This window comes from Pectobacterium versatile (assembly GCF_003932035.1).
GTDB lineage: Bacteria > Pseudomonadota > Gammaproteobacteria > Enterobacterales > Enterobacteriaceae > Pectobacterium > Pectobacterium versatile.
This window is the reverse complement of record NZ_CP034276.1, coordinates 4,512,015-4,537,260: the sequence shown is the minus strand read 5'-3', so window position 1 is coordinate 4,537,260 and position 25,246 is coordinate 4,512,015. Positions and strand designations below refer to the sequence as shown.

Annotated in this window: 19 protein-coding genes; 12 read left to right on the top strand and 7 right to left on the bottom strand. The window is 53.7% G+C overall.

Annotated features, from left to right (window positions below; all coding sequences use genetic code 11):
* Positions 1-10: 10 nt before the first annotated feature.
* Genes EIP93_RS20570 through EIP93_RS20560 form a run of 3 tightly spaced genes read left to right on the top strand, consistent with a single transcriptional unit; the run spans position 11 to position 2,600 of the window.
* Complete coding sequence (locus EIP93_RS20570; protein WP_103862669.1) at positions 11-490, top strand: hypothetical protein; 480 nt, start codon at positions 11-13, stop codon at positions 488-490.
* Positions 491-498: 8 nt separating this feature from the next.
* Positions 499-1,191 (top strand): ABC transporter ATP-binding protein, encoded by a 693-nt coding sequence (locus EIP93_RS20565; RefSeq protein WP_010299385.1) that lies wholly within the window; start codon positions 499-501, stop codon positions 1,189-1,191.
* Positions 1,188-2,600: an FtsX-like permease family protein gene (locus EIP93_RS20560; RefSeq protein WP_125233198.1), complete on the top strand. Its 1,413-nt coding sequence runs from the start codon at positions 1,188-1,190 to the stop codon at positions 2,598-2,600. Before EIP93_RS20565 ends, EIP93_RS20560 begins: the two co-directional genes overlap by 4 nt.
* A gap of 147 nt (positions 2,601-2,747) precedes the next feature.
* Here EIP93_RS20560 and kduI read toward each other — a convergent pair whose 3' ends face one another.
* From kduI to EIP93_RS20540, 4 genes are all read right to left on the bottom strand, one after another.
* On the bottom strand, positions 2,748-3,584 hold the full coding sequence (gene kduI, locus EIP93_RS20555) for a 5-dehydro-4-deoxy-D-glucuronate isomerase (RefSeq protein WP_039541681.1): 837 nt from the start codon (positions 3,582-3,584) through the stop codon (positions 2,748-2,750).
* Positions 3,585-3,596: 12 nt separating this feature from the next.
* A complete protein-coding gene (gene kdgT / locus EIP93_RS20550) occupies positions 3,597-4,553 on the bottom strand; it encodes a 2-keto-3-deoxygluconate transporter (RefSeq protein WP_039484683.1) in 957 nt (318 codons plus the stop codon).
* 341 nt (positions 4,554-4,894) lie between these two features.
* On the bottom strand, positions 4,895-5,683 hold the full coding sequence (locus tag EIP93_RS20545; protein ID WP_039534998.1) for an IclR family transcriptional regulator: 789 nt from the start codon (positions 5,681-5,683) through the stop codon (positions 4,895-4,897).
* Positions 5,684-5,909: 226 nt separating this feature from the next.
* Complete coding sequence (locus EIP93_RS20540) at positions 5,910-8,243, bottom strand: Tex family protein (protein WP_125233197.1); 2,334 nt, start codon at positions 8,241-8,243, stop codon at positions 5,910-5,912.
* 314 nt (positions 8,244-8,557) lie between these two features.
* On the opposite strand from EIP93_RS20540, the gene EIP93_RS20535 reads away from it, so the two are divergent.
* Complete coding sequence (locus tag EIP93_RS20535) at positions 8,558-9,844, top strand: citrate synthase (RefSeq protein WP_125233196.1); 1,287 nt, start codon at positions 8,558-8,560, stop codon at positions 9,842-9,844.
* 65 nt (positions 9,845-9,909) lie between these two features.
* On the opposite strand, the gene EIP93_RS20530 is transcribed toward EIP93_RS20535, so the two are convergent.
* Entirely contained in the window at positions 9,910-11,577 is a 1,668-nt protein-coding gene (locus tag EIP93_RS20530) for a methyl-accepting chemotaxis protein (protein WP_125233195.1), read from the bottom strand.
* A 445-nt stretch (positions 11,578-12,022) separates the two neighbouring features.
* Positions 12,023-13,726, bottom strand: coding sequence for a bifunctional ornithine lipid synthase OlsF (gene olsF, locus EIP93_RS20525; protein ID WP_103862663.1), 1,704 nt, complete (start codon positions 13,724-13,726; stop codon positions 12,023-12,025).
* Between the two features lie 356 nt (positions 13,727-14,082).
* Between olsF and EIP93_RS20520 the strand changes: the two genes are divergently transcribed.
* The 3 genes from EIP93_RS20520 to greB are packed head-to-tail and all read left to right on the top strand — an operon-like array spanning position 14,083 to position 16,179.
* Positions 14,083-14,421 carry a helix-turn-helix domain-containing protein gene (locus EIP93_RS20520; RefSeq protein WP_010305461.1) on the top strand — a complete coding sequence of 113 codons (339 nt, stop codon included), beginning with the start codon at positions 14,083-14,085 and terminating at the stop codon, positions 14,419-14,421.
* A complete protein-coding gene (locus EIP93_RS20515) occupies positions 14,411-15,706 on the top strand; it encodes a type II toxin-antitoxin system HipA family toxin (protein WP_125233368.1) in 1,296 nt (431 codons plus the stop codon). Before EIP93_RS20520 ends, EIP93_RS20515 begins: the two co-directional genes overlap by 11 nt.
* Positions 15,703-16,179: a transcription elongation factor GreB gene (greB, locus tag EIP93_RS20510; protein WP_107333541.1), complete on the top strand. Its 477-nt coding sequence runs from the start codon at positions 15,703-15,705 to the stop codon at positions 16,177-16,179. The genes EIP93_RS20515 and greB overlap by 4 nt, the downstream gene beginning before the upstream one ends.
* Before the next feature lie 69 nt (positions 16,180-16,248).
* Here the strand turns inward: greB and EIP93_RS20505 are convergent, their stop codons facing one another.
* Complete coding sequence (locus EIP93_RS20505; protein ID WP_125233194.1) at positions 16,249-17,130, bottom strand: HpcH/HpaI aldolase/citrate lyase family protein; 882 nt, start codon at positions 17,128-17,130, stop codon at positions 16,249-16,251.
* 250 nt (positions 17,131-17,380) lie between these two features.
* Here EIP93_RS20505 and EIP93_RS20500 point away from each other — a divergent pair, with 250 nt between their 5' ends.
* The 5 genes from EIP93_RS20500 to EIP93_RS20480 all read left to right on the top strand — a co-directional run bounded on the left by EIP93_RS20500 (position 17,381) and on the right by EIP93_RS20480 (position 25,221).
* Positions 17,381-19,279 (top strand): IucA/IucC family protein, encoded by a 1,899-nt coding sequence (locus EIP93_RS20500; protein ID WP_125233193.1) that lies wholly within the window; start codon positions 17,381-17,383, stop codon positions 19,277-19,279.
* 82 nt (positions 19,280-19,361) lie between these two features.
* On the top strand, positions 19,362-21,566 hold the full coding sequence (locus EIP93_RS20495; protein ID WP_125233192.1) for a TonB-dependent receptor: 2,205 nt from the start codon (positions 19,362-19,364) through the stop codon (positions 21,564-21,566).
* Between the two features lie 41 nt (positions 21,567-21,607).
* A complete protein-coding gene (locus EIP93_RS20490; RefSeq protein ID WP_125233191.1) occupies positions 21,608-23,011 on the top strand; it encodes a Y4yA family PLP-dependent enzyme in 1,404 nt (467 codons plus the stop codon).
* Between the two features lie 13 nt (positions 23,012-23,024).
* On the top strand, positions 23,025-24,041 hold the full coding sequence (locus EIP93_RS20485; protein WP_095700802.1) for a PLP-dependent cysteine synthase family protein: 1,017 nt from the start codon (positions 23,025-23,027) through the stop codon (positions 24,039-24,041).
* Positions 24,042-24,051: 10 nt separating this feature from the next.
* Positions 24,052-25,221 carry an NAD/NADP-dependent octopine/nopaline dehydrogenase family protein gene (locus tag EIP93_RS20480; RefSeq protein ID WP_103971766.1) on the top strand — a complete coding sequence of 390 codons (1,170 nt, stop codon included), beginning with the start codon at positions 24,052-24,054 and terminating at the stop codon, positions 25,219-25,221.
* Positions 25,222-25,246 lie beyond the last annotated feature (25 nt).

The window sequence follows — 25,246 nt, the reverse complement described above, 5'->3', positions numbered from 1 at the left end:
CTACGACGCTATGAATAATGCGAAATGCAGCAAAGCGGGGGCAACCCCGCTTTTATTCTCTTGGTTGCGTGCGGTGCTGGTGATCCTCCTCCTCGGTGGCATCACCCCGGTAAACGCCGCGCAGTCTGAACTTTCCTTCGATAAGCTGTACGCCTCTTACGGCGTGCTGGGTCTGGAATTCTCCAATGACGTCAAAGCGCTCTCCGGTAAACGGGTCAAGATGCGCGGCTTTATGGCACCGCCGCTCAAGGCGGAGTCACAATTCTTTGTATTAACCAAAATGCCGATGGCGCTGTGCCCCTTCTGTTCGTCTGATGCGGACTGGCCTGAAGATATCCTCGTTGTTTACCTCGCCAAACGTCAGACCTTCGTACAGAACAACACCATGATTGAGGTGGAAGGCGTGCTGGAACACGGATCGTGGACCGACCCTGAAACGGGTTTTGTCAGCCTACTGCGACTGCGTGAAGCCACGTTCGATACCCTTTAGGAGCGCTGATGGCTGAGTTATTGATTCAACACCTGAGTGTGACCTTCCCCGATACGTCCGAGGCGGTGCTGGATATTCCCGCGCTGTCTATTCGTTCTGGCGAGCGAGTCGCGGTGATGGGGCCTTCTGGCTCCGGTAAGACCACGCTGGTGAATGCCATCACCGGGATGGATCACAGCGGAACGGGCTGTGTGCAGTGGGAAAAGCAGGATATCTGGCAGATGAACGAAGCGGAACGCGACCGCTGGCGGGCACAACACATCGGGTTGGTGATGCAGGATTTCCATCTTTTCCCCGGCCTGAGTGCGATAGAGAACGTCTTACTACCCGCGCAGTTTCACCACTGGCGGATCCCCGCAGCGCTCAGGCAGCGGGCGGCAGATCTGCTGGCGCAGGTCGGGCTGGATACCGCGAAACGTCCGATTGAAGTGTTATCACGCGGCGAGAAGCAGCGGGTGGCGGTCGCGAGAGCCTTGCTCAGTAAGCCGGACATCATCGTCGCCGATGAGCCGACGGCCAGTCTGGATGCGCAGAGCGGCGAGCAGATTGCCGATCTGTTGGTGACGCTGGCGCGCGATAGCCGCGCCACGCTTATCGCCATTACGCACGATGCGCGTCTGGCATCGCAGATGTCGCGCCGTATTCAACTGGAAAAAGGACGCCTCGTGGCGGACACGCAGTATCAGGAGGATCGCGCATGATTCCTTGGCGTCTTATCTGGGTCGACTGGCGTCGGCTCTGGCCAGGTGTGCTGGTCGTGGTGTTGCTGATCGCGACTGCGACAGCGTTAAGTATTTCGGTGAGTTTGCAGGAAAGGGCGCTGCGCATGGGCAGCGCCAAAGCGGCTGACCGTTTCGATCTGGTGATCGGCGCGCCGGGGAGTGAAACCCAACTGGTGCTGTCGTCCGTGTTCCTGCAACCGTCGGCGCTGACGCTGATTCCTGCGCAGGTGTTGACCGATCTGGAGAAGAACCCGCTGGTTGCCTGGGCGGCACCGGTCGCGTTTGGTGATTTCTATCAGGGGATGCCGATTGTCGGCACCACGCCGCCACTGGTCACGGATAACGGTAAGCGACAACTCACTGCCGGACGTGTGTTCAACGACGGCTTTGAAGCCGTGGTGGGGGCGCAAACGGGGCTGACGGTTGGGAGTACATTTAGCCCAATTCATGGTCAGGTGGGGACGGAAGGGGCGCACGCGCACGATGACGTCACCTACACCGTAGTCGGTGTTTTGCCTGCTGACGGCAGCGCGTGGGATAAAGCGATTCTGGTACCAGTGAACGCGGTGTGGCGAGTACACGGCATCCATCCACCGCATGGTGCGGACGATGATCACGACCATAATGAACATGCCGATCATGATCATGGCGCACATGAGCATGAGGGGGAACATGATCATGAAAGTGAACATGATGGCCATGCGCATGATGAAACCGCGCATGCTGATGAGCATCACAACGACGCTCATCCAGCGGAAAGTGATGATCATCATGCTGCCGCCGCTCAGCCGGTAACGGCTCCACACGATGACGAGCACGGCGAAGCAGAGGCTCATGGGCACGCGCATCAGGCTGGTTTGCCTGCGATTGTCGTTAAACCGAAAACGATCGCTGGCGCTTATCAACTGCGTTCGCTGTACCGCAGCAACACGACGCTGGCGGTGTTCCCCGGCGAAGTGCTGGTGAAGCTTTACTCGATGCTGGGCGATATTCGCGAACTGCTGACCTATATCTCGCTGGGCACGCAGGGGTTAGTCGGTATCGCGGTGGCGATGGTGGCGGTTATCCACCTGCGGCAGCGACAGAAACAGATCGGTGCACTCCGTGCCTTTGGCGCACCGCGCTACGGTATTTTCACGCTGATTTGGAGCGGGTTGATGTCGCTGGTGAGCGTCGGCGTGCTGTTGGGCGTCGGTCTGGGTTACGTTGCCGCACGCGGTATTGCAGTGGTGATGAGCGAGAAAAGCGGCTTCGTCCTGCCGGTAACGCTGGAATGGGAGGATATCCACTTCGTCCTGCTCCTGTTGCTGGTCGCTGCCGTGGTACTCACCATCCCTGCGATGCTGTCTTACCGCCAATCTCCTGCTACGGCGCTGCGTGGTGAGTAAGCCTCTACGATAGTCGTATTAGCATCGGGCGTGTGATTTCTGCGCCCGGTGCCGTCCTTCGATATCTTACCAAGGCGACATAAAAAAACAGGGTGAACATCGTTCACCCTGCTGCATTTTACTCTCTTGGCGTGATGCCAGAGGCGATTAGCGTAAATCCAACATCGCGATATGGTCCATATCGTCAAACGTCAGGTTTTCGCCGATCATGCCCCAGATAAAGGCATAGTTTTTGGTGCCGACGCCGGTGTGAATCGACCAGCTAGGGGAGATCACCGCCTGTTCGTTATGCATCACCAGATGGCGCGTTTCATGCGGTTCACCCATCATATGGAAAACAATGGTGTCTTCCGCCATGTCAAAATAGAAGTACACTTCCATTCTGCGCTCATGGGTATGCGTCGGCATGGAATTCCAGTTGCTGCCTTCCGCCAGACGCGTTAATCCCATACTCAGTTGGCAGGTTTCCACCACTTCCGGCACCAGATATTTGCAAATCGTCCGCTTGTTACAGGTTTTGACATCGCCCAGTGGTGCCTTGATCGCGTCATCCTGTGTAATTATACGTGTCGGGAAAACGGCATGCGCTGGTGCGCTGTTATAATACAGTTTCGCTGGCTTGGCGCTGTCCAGGCTGCTGAACGCTAAGGCTTTGGCTCCCTTTCCGACATAGAGCGCTTCCTCATTACCAACCTCGTAGCTTGTACCGTCGATGACAATTTTTGCCGGGCCGCCGATATTGATAAGCCCCAGCTCGCGACGCTCAAGAAAATAGTTCACGCCAAATTGTTTGCCGATGCCATCATCAAACGTTATCTCGCCATCTACCGGCATGATCCCGCCCACCACGATACGGTCGATGTGGCTGTAGGTCATGGTGTATTGGTTTGGCGTAAATATCTGCTCAATAAGAAATTTCTTTCTCAGCTCAGTGGTATCAAGCGTTTTCGCATGTTCACTGTGTACACTTTGTCGTACGTCCATTTTGCTACCTTCTTATGCGGTTTTAGGTGAAAAGCGTTTTGCCCATACTGCCGTAAGGATGGGTACCAGTACTGATGTCACGATCACACTGGTGGCGACTAACGCTGTTGCCTGTTGAGCGACCGGAGCGAATTCCGGAGCCATATTCGCGATCAACAGGGGAGTGGCGACGGCGGCACCGGCGCTGCTGGATGCGGCCACGCCTGCGGTGCCATTACCACCGCCGATAAATTTATCCGCCAGAATCAACGGGATACCTGTAACAACAATCACCAACAGGCCGAGGAAGATACCTGCGAAGCCGGTCTGGAGGATCACTGATAAATTAATGGTGTTACCCAACGCAAAGGCGAAGAAAGGAATCAGCGTTTGTACTGAATTACCGAACAGCTTTCTCAAGTCCGGGTCCAGGTTGCCCAATGCAAAACCAATCAGGAAAGGCAGTACGGCACCGACGAATAACTGAGGTTCAAAGGTGGCGATACCGCTGGCACCCAGAATGACCATGGTCATCAACGGGCCGGATTCCAGAGACATCAGTACGAACGCGCCTGCTTCTTCTTTCGAACCGTATTGGTTCATCAGTGCAGCGTACAAACCACCGTTAGTCATGTCCATTGCTGCGACCAGCGCCAGTACGGAGATCCCAGCCAGCATCCCGTTTTGGATGCCGTCACCCGGCAAGAATGTGCCAGCGATCAGCGCCACAATCCAGGCAGTGGCGATTTTGGTAACCACCAGAACGCCTGATTTTCTCAGCATCGTTCCTGTTGCTTTAAATTCAATAGACGCACCCATGCAGAAAAACCATACCGCCAGAATCGGGATTGTGCCAGTAATCAGGCCGTTACTGAAGGAACCTAAAAATTTCCCGGCTCCTGGCGTAAAGGTATTACAGAGTGCGCCCAAAAAGAGCGGCACTAGCATTAATCCCCCAGGGATTTTATCAATAGCTTGTTTGATTTTCATAAAAGACCTCATTAAAAGATAAAAGCATGTTCAGCCCGCTTTCAGTGAAAGCAGATGGAGTATTGGTATTCAGTAATAAATAGGGGGGAATAAAACCCAAGGGGTTATTACCCGATTTCATTAACTAGTGAAGATGGTTGTCCCCATTATAAAATTGATAATTAATATTCTTCGTTGTTTTGATATTTATGGCCATTCTCCTATTTTTAGTTATAGGTGGCCTTCCCGTAATACTTGATTAGCGTTTACAGGTATTTATGTCGTGAAATATCCGTCATGCTGATTTTTTCATGACTGTATTCACAAATTAAAATTCACTCTGGTTATTTTCGATAAATATATTATCTACTATCAATATTCCGACTGTTAATATGAGCGGTAATCGCTTTGCTGGTTTTAATCAGGCTTGCCAGATGCTTTTCTTTTTTTCCATTAGCATATTGCGACTGCATACCGTTAACGCCGATAGCGGCGATGACTTCACCATTTTGGTTAAAGATCGGCGCGGCCATGCAGCAGATCTCTTCTATATCTTCGCCGTCGTCTATGGCCCAGCCCTGTTCCTTGACGATTTTCAGATGTTGTAGGAAATCTTCTTTGTTGGTAATCGTCCGGGGCGTCAAATACTCAAAGGTGCAATCGGCAATCAATGATTCAATTCTTTCCTGTGGCAGCCAGGCGACGAGCACTTTCCCCAGAGACATACGGTTAAATACAATTTTCTTACCTTCCCAGGATGTTTTTACGATGGCCTTGGGAGATTCCACTTTACTCAGGAAGAAACCGTTATCGCCGTCCATAATACCAAGATGGCAGGTCAATTCCGTCTCTTTAACTAATTCATGCATAAAGTTAATCGTGTCTTTACGCAGATCAATATTCTTTATTACCAAACCGCCAAGCTCAAACAGTCTTAACCCCAAAACATAACGGCCGTCAGCGCGCTGACGTAACAATTGCGTCACCACCAGCACTTCCAGTAGATGATGTACGCTGCTTTTAGGTATAGACAAATCAGTGCAAATCTCAGTGAAGCTGGCTTCGTCATGTTTGGCGATGTAGTCAACAATCATCACTAAACGGACGGCTGCCGGTGCTTTACTGTGTTCGAGCTGTTGGAATATATTCATGGTGTTCTATATATAAAACTATGGTTTCCTATATAGAACAATAATAACGCAACGGTAATTTATTTACCTAGATGCAGATCACAAAACACTCGTGAAGTGGTTGAATGTTTCAATATAAATGAAACGTAGTTTTATTAGGGAAACAGAATAGCGATATTTTGGCAGGAAAGATGCCTGACCTTATGAAAACGAGGTCAGGCATCTTTTAAATAATAGTGGGGCTGCGTTAACGCTTTTTAAAGGCGGCGGCAAGGGCGTCGCCCATCGCGCTGTTGCCTGCAGCAGAGGCGCTAGCGGGACGAGGACGTGATTTACCAGCTGGCTGACGCGATGACGTATTGCTATCGCCACGCGCATTGCCACCGCCACGACGTGATGCGGTGTCGCCGGGCAGCTCATCAAGGCGCATGGTCAGCGCGATACGCTTACGTTGCATATCCACTTCCATCACTTTCACTTTGACGATATCGCCTGCTTTCACGACCTTGTGCGGATCGTCGACGAAATGGTCGGCCAGTGATGAGATGTGTACTAAACCGTCCTGATGGACGCCGATATCCACAAACGCACCAAAGTTGGTGACGTTGGTGACCGCGCCTTCCAGAATCATGCCCGGCAGGAGATCGTTTAAGGTTTCCACGCCGTCGGCGAAGCTGGCGGTTTTGAACTCAGGACGTGGATCGCGACCCGGTTTTTCCAGCTCTTTGATGATGTCGGTCACCGTCGGCACGCCGAAACGCTCATCGGTGAAATCTGAGGGTTTCAGGTTACGCAGCGCGTTGGGATTCCCCATTAGCTCCTGCAACGCCTGTTCGGTCGCGGCCAGAATGCGCTCTACGATCGGATAGGCTTCCGGGTGAACGGTAGAGGCATCCAGTGGGTTGTTGCCGTGGTTGATACGTAGGAAGCCCGCACACTGTTCAAAGGCTTTTGGCCCTAGGCGGCTGACTTTCAGCAGCTGTTCGCGGTTGTGGAAGCGACCATTCTCATCACGCCAGGTCACAATATTTTGCGCCATCATGCGCGTTAGCCCGGCGACACGCGTTAACAGCGCCACGGACGCGGTATTCAGATCAACGCCGACGGCGTTTACGCAGTCTTCGACCACCGCATCCAGTTTCTTCGCCAGCAGGCTTTGGCTTACGTCATGCTGATACTGACCCACACCGATGGATTTCGGGTCGATCTTCACCAGTTCCGCCAGCGGATCCTGCAAACGGCGGGCGATAGAGACTGCGCCACGCAGCGAGACATCCAGATCCGGGAATTCCAGCGCGGCCAGTTCGGAGGCGGAATACACCGACGCGCCGGCTTCGCTGACGATCACTTTTTGCGCGTTGATCGCCGGGAACTGTTTCTGCGTGTCGAGGAAGAAGCGCTCTGTTTCACGTGAGGCGGTGCCGTTGCCAATCGCTACCAGCTCAACCTGATATTTGAGGCACAGTGCGGCAACAATCGGAGCGGCTTTCGCTGCTTGACCGGTATGCGGATAAATCGTATCAGTCGCGACCAGCTTGCCGGTGGCATCCACCACCGCGACTTTTACGCCAGTACGTAGGCCGGGATCGAGACCCATTGTGGCACGCATACCCGCAGGCGCGGCCATCAGCAGGTCGTGCATGTTGCGGGCGAAAACGTTGATCGCTTCGTCTTCCGCTTTCTCACGCACGCTGCCCATCAGCTCGGTTTCAAGGTGCAGCAGCACTTTAATGCGCCACGTCCAGCTAATGACGGCGCGCCGCCAGCTGTCCGCTGCGGCATTCCCCAAACGCAGGTTCAGGTGGTCGATAATAATCTGTTCGCAGTAGCTCTCACGCGGCGCTTCTTCATGCTGTGGATCGGCGTTCAACGCCAGTTGCAGTACGCCTTCGTTACGGCCACGGAACATCGCCAGTGCGCGGTGTGAAGGCACCTGAGCAATCGGTTCGTGATGATCGAAATAATCGCGAAACTTCGCGCCTTCTTCCTCTTTCCCTTCCACGACGCGGGAAACCAGATGGGCGTTTTTCCACAGGTAGTTACGCACTTTTGCCAGCAGCGTGGCATCTTCGGCAAAGCGCTCCATCAGGATGTAACGTGCGCCGTCCAATGCGGCTTTCACGTCCGCTACACCTTTCTCGGCATCGACATAAGCCTGTGCCGTCAGCTCCGGCTCCTGGCTTGGGTCTTGCCACAGGCCATCGGCCAGCGGTTCCAGACCCGCTTCAATCGCGATCTGCCCGCGCGTGCGGCGCTTAGGTTTATACGGCAGGTAGAGATCTTCCAGTTCGGTTTTGCTCAGCGTGCCTTTTATGGCGGTGGCGAGCTGTGGGGTTAATTTCCCCTGATCGTCGATGGATTTCAGAATAGTCTGGCGTCGGTCTTCCAGTTCACGCAGGTAACCGAGGCGCGTTTCGAGCTGGCGCAGTTGGGTGTCATCCAGCCCGCCGGTCACTTCTTTACGGTAACGGGCGATAAAAGGGACGGTGTTTCCTTCGTCCAGCAGGCGGACTGCCGCGTCTACCTGCTCCGTACGCGCCTGCAATTCGCTGGCGATAATGTGGCTTAATGAATCATTCATGGGTCTGATATCAATCGTCATCAAGTGAATTAAATAAGTGGGGACAGTTATACGGATTGAGCGTGCAAAATGCCAGCCGCTGCCGTCTGGAAAACGCGGATGATCTCGCGTTGTTCAGTGCAACAAAATTTACCTACATCAATATTCCGTCAGATTCTTGCAACCCACTCACGATTTTAGCGTATGACATACGTTGGCTTTATGCCGTTGTAAATCGAGTATTACTTTACATTGAGTGCCGCACGGGATGACCTATCCAGAAGCCCGTGAGAGCGGACGGGAACAACATCATTATTCGGGCAGGAGAACGGTTCATGACAGTCAGAACGTCCACGTTGACGGCAGAAGGGCAGGCGGATATCACGCTGGATATGCGTTCCGGCGTACTGGGAAAAACAGCGGTGGATATTCGTCCACTCGGTGAACACGGGCTGTGCAGTTATGACCCCGGTTTTGCCAATACGGCAGGGTGCGAGTCGGCGATTACCTATATTGATGCGGTGAATAGCGTGCTGCTGCATCGGGGCTTCCCTGTCGAACAGCTCGCCGAGCAGTGTGACTTTACTGAAGTCTGTTACATCCTGCTGCATGGCGAAGCGCCTTCGGCGGAAGCGTATGCGAAATTTGCCGACAACATCACCCGCCATACGCTGGTTCATGAGCAAATTGCCCGGATGTTCAGCGGCTTTCGTCGCGATTCCCACCCGATGGCGCTGATGTGCGCGGTGGTGGGCGCGCTGGCCGCGTTCTATCACGATGTCTTGGACATCCATAACGCGGAACACCGTGAGCTAGCGGCAGTGCGACTGCTGTCGAAAATGCCAACACTGGCGGCGATGTGCTACAAATATTCCATCGAACAGCCGTCCGTGTACCCCCGTAATTCGCTTTCCTATACGGGCAACTTCCTGCACATGCTGTTTTCGATTCCGGCAGAGAAGTATGAAGTGAATCCGGTGCTGGAACGGGCGATGAATCGCATCCTGATTTTGCATGCCGATCATGGTCAGTGTCCGTCTACGATGGCGGTCAGAGCATCGGGTTCTTCCGGTGCGAACCCGTTTGCCTGTATTGCGGCTGGGCTGGCATCAATGTGGGGGCCGTTACACGGTGGGGCGAACGAGGCCTGTATGCGCATGCTGGAAGAAATTAAAACGGTCGATCGCGTCCCTGAATTTGTACGACGCGCGAAAGACCGCTGTGATTCATTCCGCCTGATGGGGTTCGGTAACTCGATCTACCAGCATTTCGATCCACGCGCGGCGATTCTGCGCAAAACCTGTTATGAAGTGCTCAATGAACTCGGCACGGAAGACAGCCTGTTGCAGGTGGCGATGGAGCTGGAACATATCGCTATGACCGATGCCTATTTTCTGGAGAATAAACTCTACCCGAGCGTCGATTTCTATACCTCGGTCATTCTCAAAGCGATGGGGCTACCTTCATCAATGTTTACGGTTATCTCCACCGTCGGCAGAACGATCGGCTGGATTGCGCATTGGGATGAGATGCATAAGCAGGAAGATATCAGCATCTACCGTCCACGCCAGATTTATACCGGACAGCCGCGTCGGGACTATGTTTCCTCGTTGAAAGATTGATGCGATTGTCACCATGCTGCCTATGTCGCGGCATAGGCAGCATGGGGATCACAGGCAGGATAAGCCTAGAATTTTTCCCAGTTATCCTGTGTGTTGCCGACCGGTGCGAGCGCTAAACGAGTCGGTTGGGTTTTCTTCGCCATCGGCGCTGGGCGGGTTGTTGGCGTGCCGCGCAGGTGGAAATGGTTCATGAGCGTAACCAGATGAGATGACTGTTCGCGCAGGCTGGTGGCCGCATTCGCGGACTCTTCTACCAGCGTGGCGTTCTGCTGGGTGACCTGATCGAGCTGGTTCACGGCATCATGAATTTGCGAAATACCGGATTCCTGCTCCTGCGTGGTCGTCCCGATCTCGCTGATTAAATCTGCCACGCTGCGCGCCTGACGTACCAGCTCATCAATGGTGCTGCCGGTGTCTTCAACCAGACGATTCCCCGCTTCCACTTTCTCGACGCTAGTGTTGATCAATACCGCGATCTCTTTTGCGGCGGAGGCGGAACGCTGCGCCAGTGAACGCACTTCTCCAGCCACCACGGCAAAGCCGCGACCTTGCTCACCCGCGCGTGCCGCTTCGACCGCCGCATTCAGCGCCAGAATGTTGGTCTGGAAGGCGATGCCATCAATCACGCTGATGATGTCGCGGATTTTGTGTGAGCTGTCGGAAATATCTTTCATCGTAATGACCATGTTGCTGATGGCATCACCGCCCTTGGTCGCTGTTGCGCTGGCCTGGCTAGCAAGTTGAGTGACGCTGCGTACGGTATGCGCATTCTGACGAATTGCCTGACTCATCTGTTCCATTGAGGCGGCCGTTTGTTGCAGGCTGGCAGCTTGCTCTTCCGTACGCTGGCTCAGGTTTTCACTACCCGCGGCGATTTGGCTAGAACCGGAAGCGATAGCTTCGCTGCTTTGCCGCACCTGTTCGACGATATCGCCCAGGTTATTACTCATGTGACGCATGGTCGCTAGCAGGCTGCTATGGTCGTTCGGCTTGATGTTGATATCGACAGCCAGATCGCCATCGGCCACCTGCCGTGCAACGTGGGTGGCATAGAGCGGTTCTCCCCCCAGTTGGTTTTTCAGCGTGCGGGTAATCAGCCAGGCCACGACCGCGGCCATCGCGGCAGTGGCAAGTGCGAGAATCAGCATGATGACGCTACCGGACTGCGCATCCTGCTGCGCCCCGCTGACAATCTCGTTGGTATCCTGCTGCTGCGAGGCCATCATCGCATCCAGCACTTTGAACAGTGCGTTTTGTGCCGTCTGCATCTCATTGAGAATAATAGCGTTACCCTGTAGACGCTGCTGTGGATCGGTGGATTGCACCAATTCCATCGCTTTCAAAAAGGCCGCAAGGTAGGGCGGACGGGTGTCCTGAAACTGCTTCAGCAGCGCGCTGGTTCCTTCCGTATCCAACTGTTGTCCCAGCTTTTTCAGGTTGGCGGTATTGCGGGCGATTTGCTCGTCGACGAATTGCTTTTCTTGCTTGATTTGCGCAGGGTCGGTGCTGATCGCAATGTTGCGGATCAGACGAGCATTGGCATCAAAACCGGCTTTAACTTCCTGAATCAATAACATATTTGCTAGCGTAGTGCCGGAAAGTCGGTTGATGTCGTTACCCAGCCCAACCAGTTGGAGTCGTCCGAAGAATGCCACCATCAGGCTGATGATGATAACCAGAGAAAATCCCATACCCAGCATTTTGCCGAGTTTGATTCTGTTCAGCATATTCATAAACATCCTTAATTTTTTGACATGCTATGAAGGCATAACGGAGGGGGCTTGCTATCGTAATCGATGCAAGTAATGGCAAGGTATTATAGCTATATTTCGCATTTTCGGGATACATCGTTAACTCCCGTGTTCAAAAACATATCGATAAGAATATCTTTAATATCGGCAGGAAAAGCGTTCAGTTGATCACGTAAATTACGGCAAGTGGGATTTCGTATGAAATGTGTGATCTGAGAGACAAAATGCGTGCGGGTATGGCGTTGGCTAATGGGAATAATGAGAAAAACGTGGGAGAGTGGTGCGTTAACCCCTTTAGAGGGTAACGCACTGGTCAATCCATACTTCAAGTTGCATGTGCGTTGGCTGCGCTCCGTCACCCGAATCACTTACCTGAGTAAGCTCATCGGGATTCCTTCACTTGCCGCCTGCCTGAAACTCGAATTATTTAGGGTATAAAAGGGGCGATATAGCGCTGATAGCGTGACTCTTTCAACTGCTTCAGATCGACGAGCACCAGACCGTCGATGCAGTTATTGAAATCGGGATCGATGCCAAAGTCGATAAACCGCACGCCTCCCGGCTCACACAGCTCCGAATACTGCTTGTAGAGTGTGGGGATCGCACACCCCATGTTGCTGAGCATGCTTTTCAACCGCGTGAGATCCTGCTGGTAGTCTGTTCCCTCAAACTGTTTCAGCACGTCAGGCAGCGAGGCCGGATAAGGGCGACGCGACGTAGCCAGCGGCTGATCGGGCGTGAAATGCAGACGATAAAATGCAACCAGCAAATCGCGTGCATGAGGTGGCAAGGTGCCGGAAAGCGACACCGGGCCGAACAGATAGCGGTGTTCCGGATAACGCGCCAGATAGGCACCAATTCCCAGCCAGAGATAATCCAGTCCGCGTTTACCCCAGTATTTGGGCTGAATAAAACTGCGTCCCAGCTCAATGCCTGACGCCAGTATCGGATCCATTTCGTCGCCGTACTGGAACAGGCTGTGGCTGTAGAGGCCACTTTTCCCTTTCTCTGCGATCAGGCGTGCCGTCGAGACAAAGCGATAGGCACCGACAATCTCCAGCTCACGGTCATCCCACAGGATCAGGTGCAGATAGTCATCGTCATAGCTGTCCAGATCGCGGCGTTGGCCGGATCCTTCACCCACCGCGCGGAAGGCGATTTCGCGCAGGCGTCCGAGTTCACGCAGCAGCGGCACGTAATCTTCTTCACCGCGACGATAGAGATAGACAATCTTGCCATCCGGCGTGGTACCCAGCGTTTCACACTCAGACAGCGCGCGCTTCAGCAGCACGCGGTCTTCGGCCAGCGCAATGGGTTTTTCACCGGCAAAACAGCCGGGCTTTCCTTGTCCCAACCGATAAACGTGACGCCGGAAACGGGCCGCCAGATCGTTAGCATTCCATTCGCCCTGACTCCATGACGTATAGGGAATTCTGGCACCGATGCGTAGTTTGAGGGTTTGGTCGCGCTGGCCGAACATTTCTCTCACCAGCAGGAGGGTGGAGAGCGGGCGATAAACCATGGAGGAGAGATAGAACAGCGCACTGTTGCGTCCGCCGATATGAATCGGGACCACAGGCGCGCGGGCTTTGCTCGCCATGCGGATAAAACCATTATGCCAGTGACCGTCGCGAATCCCTTGCAGGCTGACGCGTGAAACCTCACCCGCAGGGAAGACGATGATCGCGCCGTCTCCTTCCAAATGCTGCTGGATGGCGTTGACCTGTTGGCGTTTGGTACGGTTATTGAAGTTATCGACGGAAAAAAACAGATTTTTGAGCGGGGCGACATAAGAGAGTAGTTGGCTGGCGACGATGCGGACATCAGGCCTGACGCTGGCGACGGTGCGCAGTAGCGCCAGACCGTCCAGTGAGCCAATGGGGTGGTTGGCAACCAACACCACCGGCCCCTGACTGGGGATATTTTCTAAATCCCCTTCGACCATTTCACAATTGAAGTTGAAGTAGTCAAGAATCTGTTCGACCAGATCCAATCCTTTCAAATGCGGGTAACGCCGCGCAAATTGCTGCATTTCATTTTCAAATAGCAGAGAACGCAAAACCGTTTTCTGCCAGGGTGGCGTATGGCGATGCGGGACAAGATCTTGCAGAATGGCGTCTAAGCTAAACATAAATCGTTCTCCGTAGCTCTCCGTGGCTAAAAGTACGGGATAGAAATGACATATTTATGTCTGTCGATAGATTATTAGCCAAAACTGTAAATCTGTGTAATGAACGCGCGATTTTTTGCGCTTGGACGCGAACCCAGCAGGCTGATTAGTTATGGAAAAAGCTCGCTAGGACCGGTTTTTTGCCGCTGTTATTCAATGCAGGGTTGTTTTCCATGTTTCATTAATAAGGCATAGCCTGCCAATATGACCTATTAATAGAACGAAAGTCTTGTGTTCCTTTCATTGTATACGCATCATGTTCTATAAATAGGTGTTAAGTGCAATTTATGCCCCATTAATGGAACAGGAGCATGATAATGGCGAAACCTTCTGCTCGAACATACTCTCGCTACAGCCGCGACGCCGCTCGTTTACTCGGGCTGATGCTTCGCAATGCGAGGATCGAACGTAATATGACTGTTGAGGAGTTAGCCGAGCGGGCGGGCGTATCACGAGGTTTGGTCTATCGCGCAGAGGAAGGAGACATGGGGTGCTCAATTGGCGCGGTTTTTGAGCTGGCTACTCTTGTCGGCGTTCCACTTTTTACCGCAGATCAATCTGCGATGCCCCTCCATATTGCAAGCGCGGAGAAAACACTCTCTCTTCTGCCTCGTGCTGTGCATCATTCCAGAAAGGTCGTGAATGATGATTTCTAACAATGCTGCCGACAAATCCTATGTGTGGATTTGGCTGCCCGATGCGACGAAGCCCGTTGTGGCCGGTTTATTGAGCCGGGACGGCGACCGGCTCATTTTCAATTATGGTCGTAACTATCTGGAGCGAAAAGACGCGATCCCGATCTATGAACCTGAACTGCCGTTGGTACGTGGTGCTATCCCGCCAGCGGCGGGCCTATGGCAGGCGAGTGCATTACGCGATGCCGCCCCTGACGCATGGGGACGTCGGGTTATCCTTAATCGGCTTATGGGGGCCAGAGGTAGAGGAGCGGATAGCAGCACGCTGGATGAACTCACATACCTGCTTGAGTCTGGTTCAGACAGAATTGGTGGGCTCGATTTTCAGGCATCGCCGACAGAGTATGTCCCGCGTTCAGCCCAAAATGCTTCTCTTGAAGAGTTGATGCTCGCGGCAACCATGGTGGAAAACGGTGTCTTGTTGACGCCTGAGCTTGATCAGGCACTTTTCCATGGGAGTTCGTTGGGTGGTGCTCGGCCGAAAGCAATGATCGAAGATGAGAACCACAAGTTCATCGCGAAATTTTCATCTTCAACGGATACCTATAACGTCGTGAAGGCTGAATATATTGCCATGCGGTTGGCTGCGAGTGCCGGCTTAGATGTGGCTCCGGTGCATTTTCGCCAGACGGCGGGGAAGGACGTGATTCTGATAGAACGTTTTGACCGTACGAAAGCAGAAGAAGGTTGGAAACGCAGGCTAATGGTCTCTGCACTGACGCTTTTCGGCCTTGATGAAATGATGGCGAGATATGCAAGCTACGAAGAATTCTCGGACATTATCCGGCAACGCTTCGGCGAACCGAAAGCGACGCTGCGCGAGCTGTTTGGCCGTCTGACCTTCAATATCATTTGCGGAAATACCGACGATCATGCCCGAAACCACGCGGCATTCTGGGATGGCCGCGTACTAAAGCTGACTCCAGCCTATGATATCTGCCCGCAGAATCGGGCGGGTAACGAAGCGACGCAGGCGATGTTGATCACTGGCGAAAACAGGATGAGCAATCTCGCCGTTTGCTTGGTGGCGGCACCTAAATTTCTGCTGAGCGAAGCTGAAGCTATTGAGATCATCATGCATCAGATAAAAACGGTGCGAGCATGCTGGGAAAGCATCTGTAATGAAGTTGCATTAAGCGAGGTGGATCGTAAGCTGTTTTGGGGCCGAATGTTTCTCAACCCTTTTATTTTTGAAGGTGCGCCGGACAGTTTACGCGCTAAGCGCCTAACGGGGTTAACGACTTGAAAACCAATCTGATTACCCGCGAGGGGTATGACAAACTGCGGGCAGAGCATGACCATCTCTGGAATGTAAAGCGCCCGGAAATTACCAAAATTGTCTCCTGGGCGGCTAGCCTAGGGGATCGCTCAGAAAATGCAGACTACACCTACAACAAGCGTTTATTGCGCCAGATCGACAGGCGTGTGCGCTACCTGAGAAAATGCCTGACGGAATTGAAAATCGTTGATTATTCGCCGCAGCAGGATGGCCGCGTATTTTTTGGTGCCTGGGTAGAGATCGAAAATGAACAAGGTGATGTGAAGCGCTTGCGGATTGTCGGCCCAGACGAGATCTACGGTGATAATAAAGACTATATTTCGATCGATTCCCCGATGGCGCGCGCCATGCTGAAAAAAGCGGTTGATGAGGAATTCACCGTGAACACACCAGACGGTCCGCGTGAGTGGTTCGTCAATTCGATTGATTACGTTAAGTGAACGTCGCCCGGCTTATGCCGGGCGGATTCATCGCTGACGTAAAAAGCGCTACTTCCCCTGAAAACAGGTTTAGCCATCCGAGTTTTGTGCTCGCAACAGCTGCCTAGCCTGCTCAATCACGGGTAAATCCACCATCTCACCGTTTATCTGGAAAGCGTAGCTGTGTTCGGCCGCTTTTAGAACCTGCTTTGCCCAGTCTATTTTGCTGCGATCCGTCGCGAATGCCTGCTGAACGGCATCGATCTGCGAAGGGTGGATACAGAGCTTGGCTGAGAAGCCGAGAGAGCGCGCATGTAATGCGTCAGCTAACACCCGGTCGTGATGTGTGAAGTCAGGATTGACGCAATCTATTGGCGGCGGCAAGTCGGCCAGTCTGGACGCTAATACAATGCGGCTTCTGGCATACAGCAAGGCATACAAGGATTGATCGCAATGCATATCGAGCGAGAAATCTAATGAGCCAAATGCCACTCTTTCTACCCCTGCGGCACAAATCTCTTCCGCATGATGTAACCCCTGCGCGGTTTCAATAATCGCAATAATATTAACCGCTTCCAGTCTATTTAGATTTATCATTTTCCGCGCTTCATGCAGCATTTCTGCGGATTCTATTTTAGGTAAAACAATTTCCCATGTCGTTGCTGTGTGTTTAGATGGCGCGTTATTTCTTAATTTATCCTTATTATTAAGTTTATTCAGAAACTCAATATCTTCACTGAATTCCATTGAGCCAAATTTGTTTAAACGTATATATCTTTTGCAATTTATTTCAGAGACGGCCGTATCGTTTTTATCCCATTGGATAATATTTTCTCTAGCCTGGTTTTTTTCATCAGGATGAACAGCATCTTCTAAATCAAATATCACGGCATCGGCACCGCAGCAGACGGCTTGTTGAAAGCGGTGGGGCGCATTACCAGGCACAAAGAGATAGGTTTTAGCGTGTTCCATGCTGCTCTCCTTTTGTTAATTCATTGATTAGATGAAAATTTATTAAAACGTAACTAATTAGTTGCGAATAAGAATGATACCTATTTACATCGCCGTGGTTAATATGCTAGCTTTCCGTTCATTATTTTTCAATCTATCCATTACGACATTTTTATTAATTTTCGGGACGTGTTAATCCGAGAATTAATGACACCCTTTTATACGTTACTGCAATCGGTTTTTACTTGTTTTATCGGTATGAGGAGTGGTTATGAATATCAAGGCTGACGATGTTAAACACAGGGATATCCATCAGGATGTAGATGATTTTCTTTCTGATTATTCAAATAAAAATGCGCTAAGGCGATTGATTCGCTGTTTTTTTGCAGAGGGAATTTTGAATAAAAATGACCTTATATTTATTAAGGATAATTCCCAGGAAGCAACGCTGACGTTGCAGGGTGGCAAAGGTATATTGAAATTTGACGATATTTCCCCATCACCGGCAAACACGTATATTAATAATGGGAATATTTATCATATTAATTCAGATGGCGCGTCTTTTCCCGTCACTAGCCACGAGCGATTGATTGATTTACTTCGCGACAGTTTCGATTTCCGTCCTGAAGACAGCGGCATTAATGGCCTGAAAAAAGATGTCGGTAACAGCATCCGTAATGATACCAACGCCCGGCGCTATCGGTGCCAGTGGCGTGCTGAGGTGGCTGATGCCATGCAGCAGGATGGGCAGAATGCTTTCACGCCGTGGCTGCGCCGGCAGCTCAGCATTCGCGATGCCGCCATGTTTCTCGATCAGTGGGGATCGCTGGAAGGCCACCCTTACTACCCGACCTGGAAATCCCGCCCCGGACTGAGTGACGAAGACGTCCAGCGGCTGTCACCCGAATTTAATGCCCGCGTGCCGCTGCGTATTACCGCGCTGCGCCGCGATATGGCGTATGTCGAATCCATGCCGCACGTCGATGATTTTCACCCGTGGTTTGCTCAGGCATTTCCTGCGCTCTGGCTGGACTGGAAGCAGCGCCTGAATCAGCAAGGGCTGGATGAGACGCAGTGGCTCCCGCTGCCCGTCCATAGCTGGCATCTGGAAAACTGGGTGAAATCCCACTATGCGGATGAGATCGCCGAAGGGATTCTGCTCACCGACGGCCCGGATCTCATCACGCTGCCGGGGATGTCGTTCCGTACTGTTTTACCCGTTGAACCGCCTTCTTCCCCCTTCATCAAGTTGCCCGTCGCCATCTGGATGACCAGCGAAATGCGCAGCCTGCAGGCGAAATCCATCCAGATGGGGCCACGTATCAGCACCATTATCGAAGCGATTCTGGCGCAGGAAGGCGGGTTCGAACAGCGGCTGGAGTTTTTCCGCGAAGAGACAGCATTCCACTACAAGCACGCGGTTCATCAGGATGATGCGCCGGGTAAGCATCTTTCTGTCGTCTTCCGCGATGCCCGCGTTTATGAACGTACCGATGGCGCGCTGCCTGTGACCGTCGCGACGCTGTTTACGGCGCTGCCGCACCGCGACCAGCCGCTGTTCACCGAGCTGGTGACGCTATCTGGGCTTGGCCCCGAAGCGTGGTTCCGTCAATACGTTCGTGCGGTTACCCGCCCTGTCATCGCTATCTATCTGCTGTACGGCATCGGGCTGGAAGCGCATCAGCAGAACAGCCAGATCCTCTTTTCGCCCGAAGGCGTCGCGCAGGGGCTATTAATCCGCGATTTCGGTGATGGGCGCACCTACGCGCCACTGCTGCGTCAGCGTGGCCATCATCTGCAACCCTACGTCTGGCCCAGCATCCTACCTACGGTCTTTGAAGACGACATCGAACCCGTGCGGATGTTTGTCGTCGATGCCTGTTTTGTCAGCCATCTGCATGAGCTGGCGCTGGCGCTGAGTGCGGAATACGGCTTTGCCGATGCGCGGCTGTGGCAGGTGATGAAAGAAGAAACGGCCGCAGCGTTTGATGCGGTGAAGCCGCGCGTTGATGGCGAGCTGTGGCAGACCGAACGTGACATGTTTCTGACCCAGCCCTGGTATACGCGTTCGCTGCTGCGGATGCACATCCAGGAATATCGCGACTACCGAATTCAGCACGGCCTAAGCAATCCCTTCCTCACGGAAGGGGAAACTCGCGTCGAGCCGTGATGTATGGCGATGCTCCTGCCTTACCGGCTGAAAAACGGGAGCATCTTTTTCACTCCTCATTTTGAGATGGATAACTTTGTTGATGAACGCCAGGAAGAACTTCACTCCACCTACTGGGAAGACTCGTTTTCCTATTCCCTCCGCGTTGGCCATCGCCGTAACGGCTGTGCTAGGCGGCATCGCGATACCCGCGCAGGCTGCAACGGGCGAGCGCGATGATTCCACGATCGTGGTGGAAGCCAAAGACGCGGAAGCCGTGCAGGGACTGGTCGCGGGCGGCATGTCGGCGCGGTCGTCCAGTACCGGGCTGCTGGGCAAAAAGGACGTTATGGATACGCCGTTTAACGTCAGCAACATGACCTCATCGTTTATTGAAAATAAACAGGCCCAGACGCTGGGGCAGGTGGTCGCGCATGACGCCTCGGTGCGGGTGAGCAGTTCTCAGGGCGGTCTGCTGGATTCCTACTATATCCGTGGTTTTCCGCTCAACGAAGGAAACCTGAGCGACATCGCCATGAACGGCGTCTACGGTGTCGCGCCCAACTATCAGCTGATGACCGACTACATCGAGCGGGTAGAAGTGCTGAAAGGACCATCGGCGCTGCTGTATGGGCTGTCGCCTAATAGCAGCGTGGGTGGCGTGATTAATGCCGTCACCAAACGTCCGACCACCGTCGGCAATCTGACCCGTCTCACCACCAGCTGGCAGTCTGATTCCCAACTCACACAGCATGCGGATATCTCCCGCGTCTATGCGCTGGACAATAATAATCTGCTCGGCGTGCGTTTTAACGGCAATTACGGCTACGGCGATACGGTATGGGACGGCAGCGATAAACGTACACAGGTCGGCGCGCTTGGGCTGGATTTCTCGTCGGAACGCTTCCGTGCCACGTTGGATCTCATCACCCAGCACCTGAAAACGCGTGCGCCGTCGCGCCCTTATTCGTTTGCCGCTGGTGTGACCGTGCCCGACGCACCGGACGGCAACACCAACATTTCCCAGCCGTGGGGATTCTGGCATTCCAAAGACCAGTCGGTGCTGTTGCACACCGAATACGATTTGGCGGATAACGTCACCTGGTTTACCGATCTGGGTGGTTCCAGCGCACACGTGAGCCGGTTGTCAGAGCAGGTGCCGCAGGTGACGAATAACAATGGCGATGTGAGTAGGACGAGTAGTAATGCCTCCTATCTTGTGAATTATCGTGCTGCCGTTAGTCGTTATAATTTAGCTACGGGTATTAGGGCTGACGTGGAAACGGGCTCGGTGACACACAAACTATCAGCCCAAACCAGTTATTACCGGGATCGCCATGCAACAACGAGTGTAATTGGTCCAGACCTTAATACTAATATCTACAACCCCGTATATATGTCTCCCGTTGACATTCCCGCACCCGTAACGATTAGCAAACGCTCTTCCACTGCGCTGTCAGGTATCGCGCTGGCGGATACGCTCGGCTTCTGGAACGACGCGCTGCAAGTGACGGGCGGGCTGCGTTATCAGCAGATCAAGTCGGATAACTTTGTTCCCGGCAATAGTGCGCCATCATCGTCCTACGACAAAAATGCGATAACGCCGATGGCGGGGGTCGTGGTTAAGCCCTGGCAGCACGTCTCACTCTATGCCAACTACATTGAGGGGCTGAGCAAAGGGGATATTGCGCCTGCGAATGCGAGCAATGCGGGGCAGGTATTGTCGCCGTATAAGAGCAAACAGTACGAGGCCGGCGTGAAAGTGGATGCGCTGGGGACGATCTCCACGCTGAGCGTTTTTCAGATCACCAAGCCGAGTGGCGCGCTGGTTAACGGCACGTTTGTTGATGCCAACGAGCAGCGCAACCGAGGTATCGAGCTGGATGTCGTCGGTTCACCGCTGGAAGATCTGCGTCTGACCGGTGGTGTGATGCTGCTGGATGCCGAGCTGACCAAAAGCGTGACGCCGGGGGCGCAGGGCAAGCGCGCGCCGGGTACATCGCGTTTTCAGGCGAACGCCGGCGTGGAATATGACCTGCCGTTCCTGCGCGATCTGACGCTCAATGCCAACGTCACTCATAACGGGAAGCAGAACGTCAACACCATCAATACCCAATCTATTCCTTCCTGGACCACCGTTGATTTCGGCGCGCGTTACAAGACACGAATCTCTAACGCACCCACCACGTTCCGTGCAGATGTACTTAACGCTTTTGACCGCAACTACTGGTCTGGCGTGACGTCGTTCAGCACGGTATCGCAAGGAACGCCGCGGACGCTGATGCTGTCCGTCGCGGTTGATTTCTAAGGATAGGCATTTTTCAGGAACCGAACGTTAAGGAGATAGCGATGAGCAACCTGTTTAGCTTTGCCGCAGTGTCTTCCCTCCCTGTCGCGCAGGCCCACTGGCCTGAGAGACTGACGCCTTATCTGGATAGTGAGATTGAGCAGTTTCTTTTCAACTCGCCGCAAAGGCTGTCATGGCTGGTTGAGCAGTATGGGTCGCCGCTGAATATTGTCTGGCCGCACACCGTGGCCAACAATATTGCGGCATTGCGAACGGTGTTGCAGCGTCACGATGTGGACTGTCGCCTGTACTACGGCGCGAAGGTGAATAAATCACCGGGGCTGGTACAGGCGGCGGTTAACGCGGGCGTTGGTGTGGATGTTTCCAGTTTACAGGAGCTGAAAGATGCGCTGCGGGCAGGCTGCGACGGCGCGCGGCTGTGCGCCACCGGCCCGGCCAAAACGCGCGAGTTCCTGACGGAACTGGTTCATCACCGCGCTCTTATCGTGCTGGATTCGCCGGAAGAGTTCGATGAGGTGCTCGCGCTGGCGGATTTACTGCGCGTGACGGAGCCGGTGCGAGTTCTGCTGCGCTATCGCCCGTCGTTCGCACAAAACAGCCGGTTTGGCATGCTGGCCGATGAGGTCGCGCTCTGTCTGGAAACGTTGAGTACCCGACAGGATGCATTCCATCTGGAAGGTTTCCATTTTCATCTCGGCGGTTATGAGCCTGATACTCGCGTAGCCGCATTGGCTGAGGTGTTGCCATTACTGGATCGGGCGCGGTCAAAGGGATTGCAGCCCGCCATTATTGATATCGGTGGGGGATTGCCGATTCAATATCTTCCGGCCTCACGCTATCAGGAGTATTTAGCGAAGCAGAATAAGGCGGATTACCGCAATGGTCAGGTGCCGACCTCGTTTTACCCGTATGGCGGTGAGCGCTCGGCTGCCGACTATCTTGACGCCTTCCTATCAGCTTCAATCGGGCATAACCGTGTCGCGGACGTACTAAAACAGTACGGCCTGATTCTGGCGATTGAGCCGGGGCGCAGTCTGGCCGACCAAAGTGCGATTACCGTGTTTCGCGTCACGCGCACGCGCCGCCAGCCGGATGGCAACCACGTCGTGTTTGTCGAAGGCAGCAGCTTCAGCGCGTGTGAAACCTGGTTTAACTCTGAGTTTTTGATTGATCCTCTGCATGTTTTTTCCGTCAAAAAAGACACACGTCCGACGCCGGGCAAAGCCTGGATCGCCGGACACAGCTGTCTGGACGACGATGTCATTACGAACCGATTGATTCATTTTCGAACCGTGCCGCAGCCTGGCGATTTACTGATTTACGCGAATACGGCGGGATACCAGATGGACCTGCTGGAAAACGCGTTTCATCGGCATCCGCTGCCTGCGCGCCTGTGTGCGTTCAAAGGTAAGAAAGGTGAGCTGATTTTTTCCAGTGATAACTGAATGGAGCAGAACCATGATCCTGAATAAAGTAACTGATTTGATTGGTAATACACCCGTTATACAAATTCCTGTCCCTTATGGGGATACGCGTTTGTTTTTAAAAGTGGAGAAGAACAATCCCGGCGGTAGCATGAAGGATCGCATGGCGCGAAACATGATTGTCGCCGGACTGAAGTCAGGCAAAATCCGTCCCGGCGGCACCATTGTCGAGTCATCATCAGGGAATACCGGTATCGGGCTGGCGCTAGCGTCGATTGAATACGGCCTGCGCTTTATCGCCGTGGTCGATCATCACGCGGCGCAGGACAAGATTGCCATCATGCGCGCGCTCGGCGCGGAAATTCGCTACGTCTCCGGCGACTACGGCGAAGATGAGGTTGCGGTGGTGGAACGCCAGCGCATGGCGGCACAGCTGGCGCAGGAAATACCCGGCGCGGTGTTTATGAACCAGTCGGATAACGCGGCGAATGCGGGCGGCTATGCCGATTTTGTCCGCGAGCTGTTTAGCCAGATTGGCAAGATCGACGCGTTTGTCGGCTGCGTGGGCACTGGCGGATCGATGACTGGCATTTCACACGGACTGAAAGTCCATAACCCGGATATCACGACCATCGCGGTTGAACCGGTGGGTTCTATCGTCTTCGGTCACCCCGGCAAACCTTATTATCAGTCCGGCACCGGTACGCCAGCGGGGGATACCGTGGGGCTGGTGCTGGATTACAGCTGCATCGACTGTGGCGAACAGGTATCGGATACGCAGGCGTTTGAAACGGCACGCTATATCGCACGGCACTACGGTCTGCTGGTCGGCGGTTCGACGGGCGGGGTGATCTATAAAGCGCTGGAGCTGATCTATCAGGATCGTATCGGCGGCAACGTGGTGCTGGCGATTGCCGACGGCGGAGAGAAGTACCTGCACACGGTGTTTAACGAAGAGTGGCTGGCGGCGCGTAATCTGATAGATAGCGGTGTGTGGCACGATCTGGATCGCTGGCTAGGCAACGCGATCTCTCTGGAGCAGGCAAGCTAAGGAGTTAAGGATGACCGAAACGCTAAGCGGGCAGCCGCTTAACGTGGTGATTTGCGGGGCCGGCAAGACCGGCCATCTCACCACGGTGCTGTTTAAACAACTGCCGGACGTCAAGGTGACGTTACTGGGCAGTCATCCTCGTCTGCCGGAAGCCTATCAGCAGCACGGTAAACGGCTACACGCGCTGCTGCCGGATGGCGAGACGCTGACGGCCACGCCGGACTGTGTGACCTGCGACCCGGCGGAAGCCTGCCGCGATGCCGATGTGGTTATCATCACCGTTCCCGCCAACTTCCGCGCCGATCTTCTGGCGCGGATCGTTCCCCATTTGCCCGCCGACAAGCCGGTTTACGTTGGGGCGATCCCCGGTTTTTGCGGCTTTGACTGGCTGGCCGAACGTGAGCTGGCCGCTCGTCCAAACGCGGTGATTTGGGGAATGAAGGATGTCGCGCACATTGCGTTTGATTTACTGCTGGGTCAGTCGATCAAAATGGGCGGTGAAAAGGCAACGCTGTATGTCGCTACGCATCGGCGCGAAACGGCTGCGAGCCAGCAGGCACTAATGGTGCTGCTGCAACGGCTCTATTCCGCGCCGGTGGTGCGATTGTCGGATTATCTGGAGATCACGCTGACGCCGGGTAACCCGATTATGCACAGTGCGGTGATTTATGGCCTGATTGGTCCCTACGGACAATGGCATGCCAGACCGTTCTCGCAGCCGCTATGCTGGTGGAATGATTGCCCGGAACTCGGCGCTTATTATCTGGAGCGCATGGACGAAGAGAACCAGCAACTGTGTGCGGCGCTGGAGACGCGGCTTGGCGTGCGGCTGGATTCCGTGCTGCCGCTCAAACAGGAGATTATCGATGCCTATGGCGATCAGATTGCCGATGCGCACACGATGCTCTCCGTGCTGCGTACCAATCAGGCTTACCACGGCATCGGCCTGCCGCTGCGAAAGTATGATGCTGGTGGGTATGTGTTTGATACGCAGCATCGGGTGTTTCAGGAGGATATTGCCTACGGCCTGAGCCTGCTGGTGACGATTGCGGAGAATCTGGCCGTTAGCGTGCCATACATTGAGGAAGTTTACCGATGGTGCAGCGATTACATGGGCGTGTCTACGCAGGATCGCCCCGACTATTTCCCGCCGCACTGGCTGACGGATGAGATGGGTTGACGTGATGACCATAGCGGAAATGAGG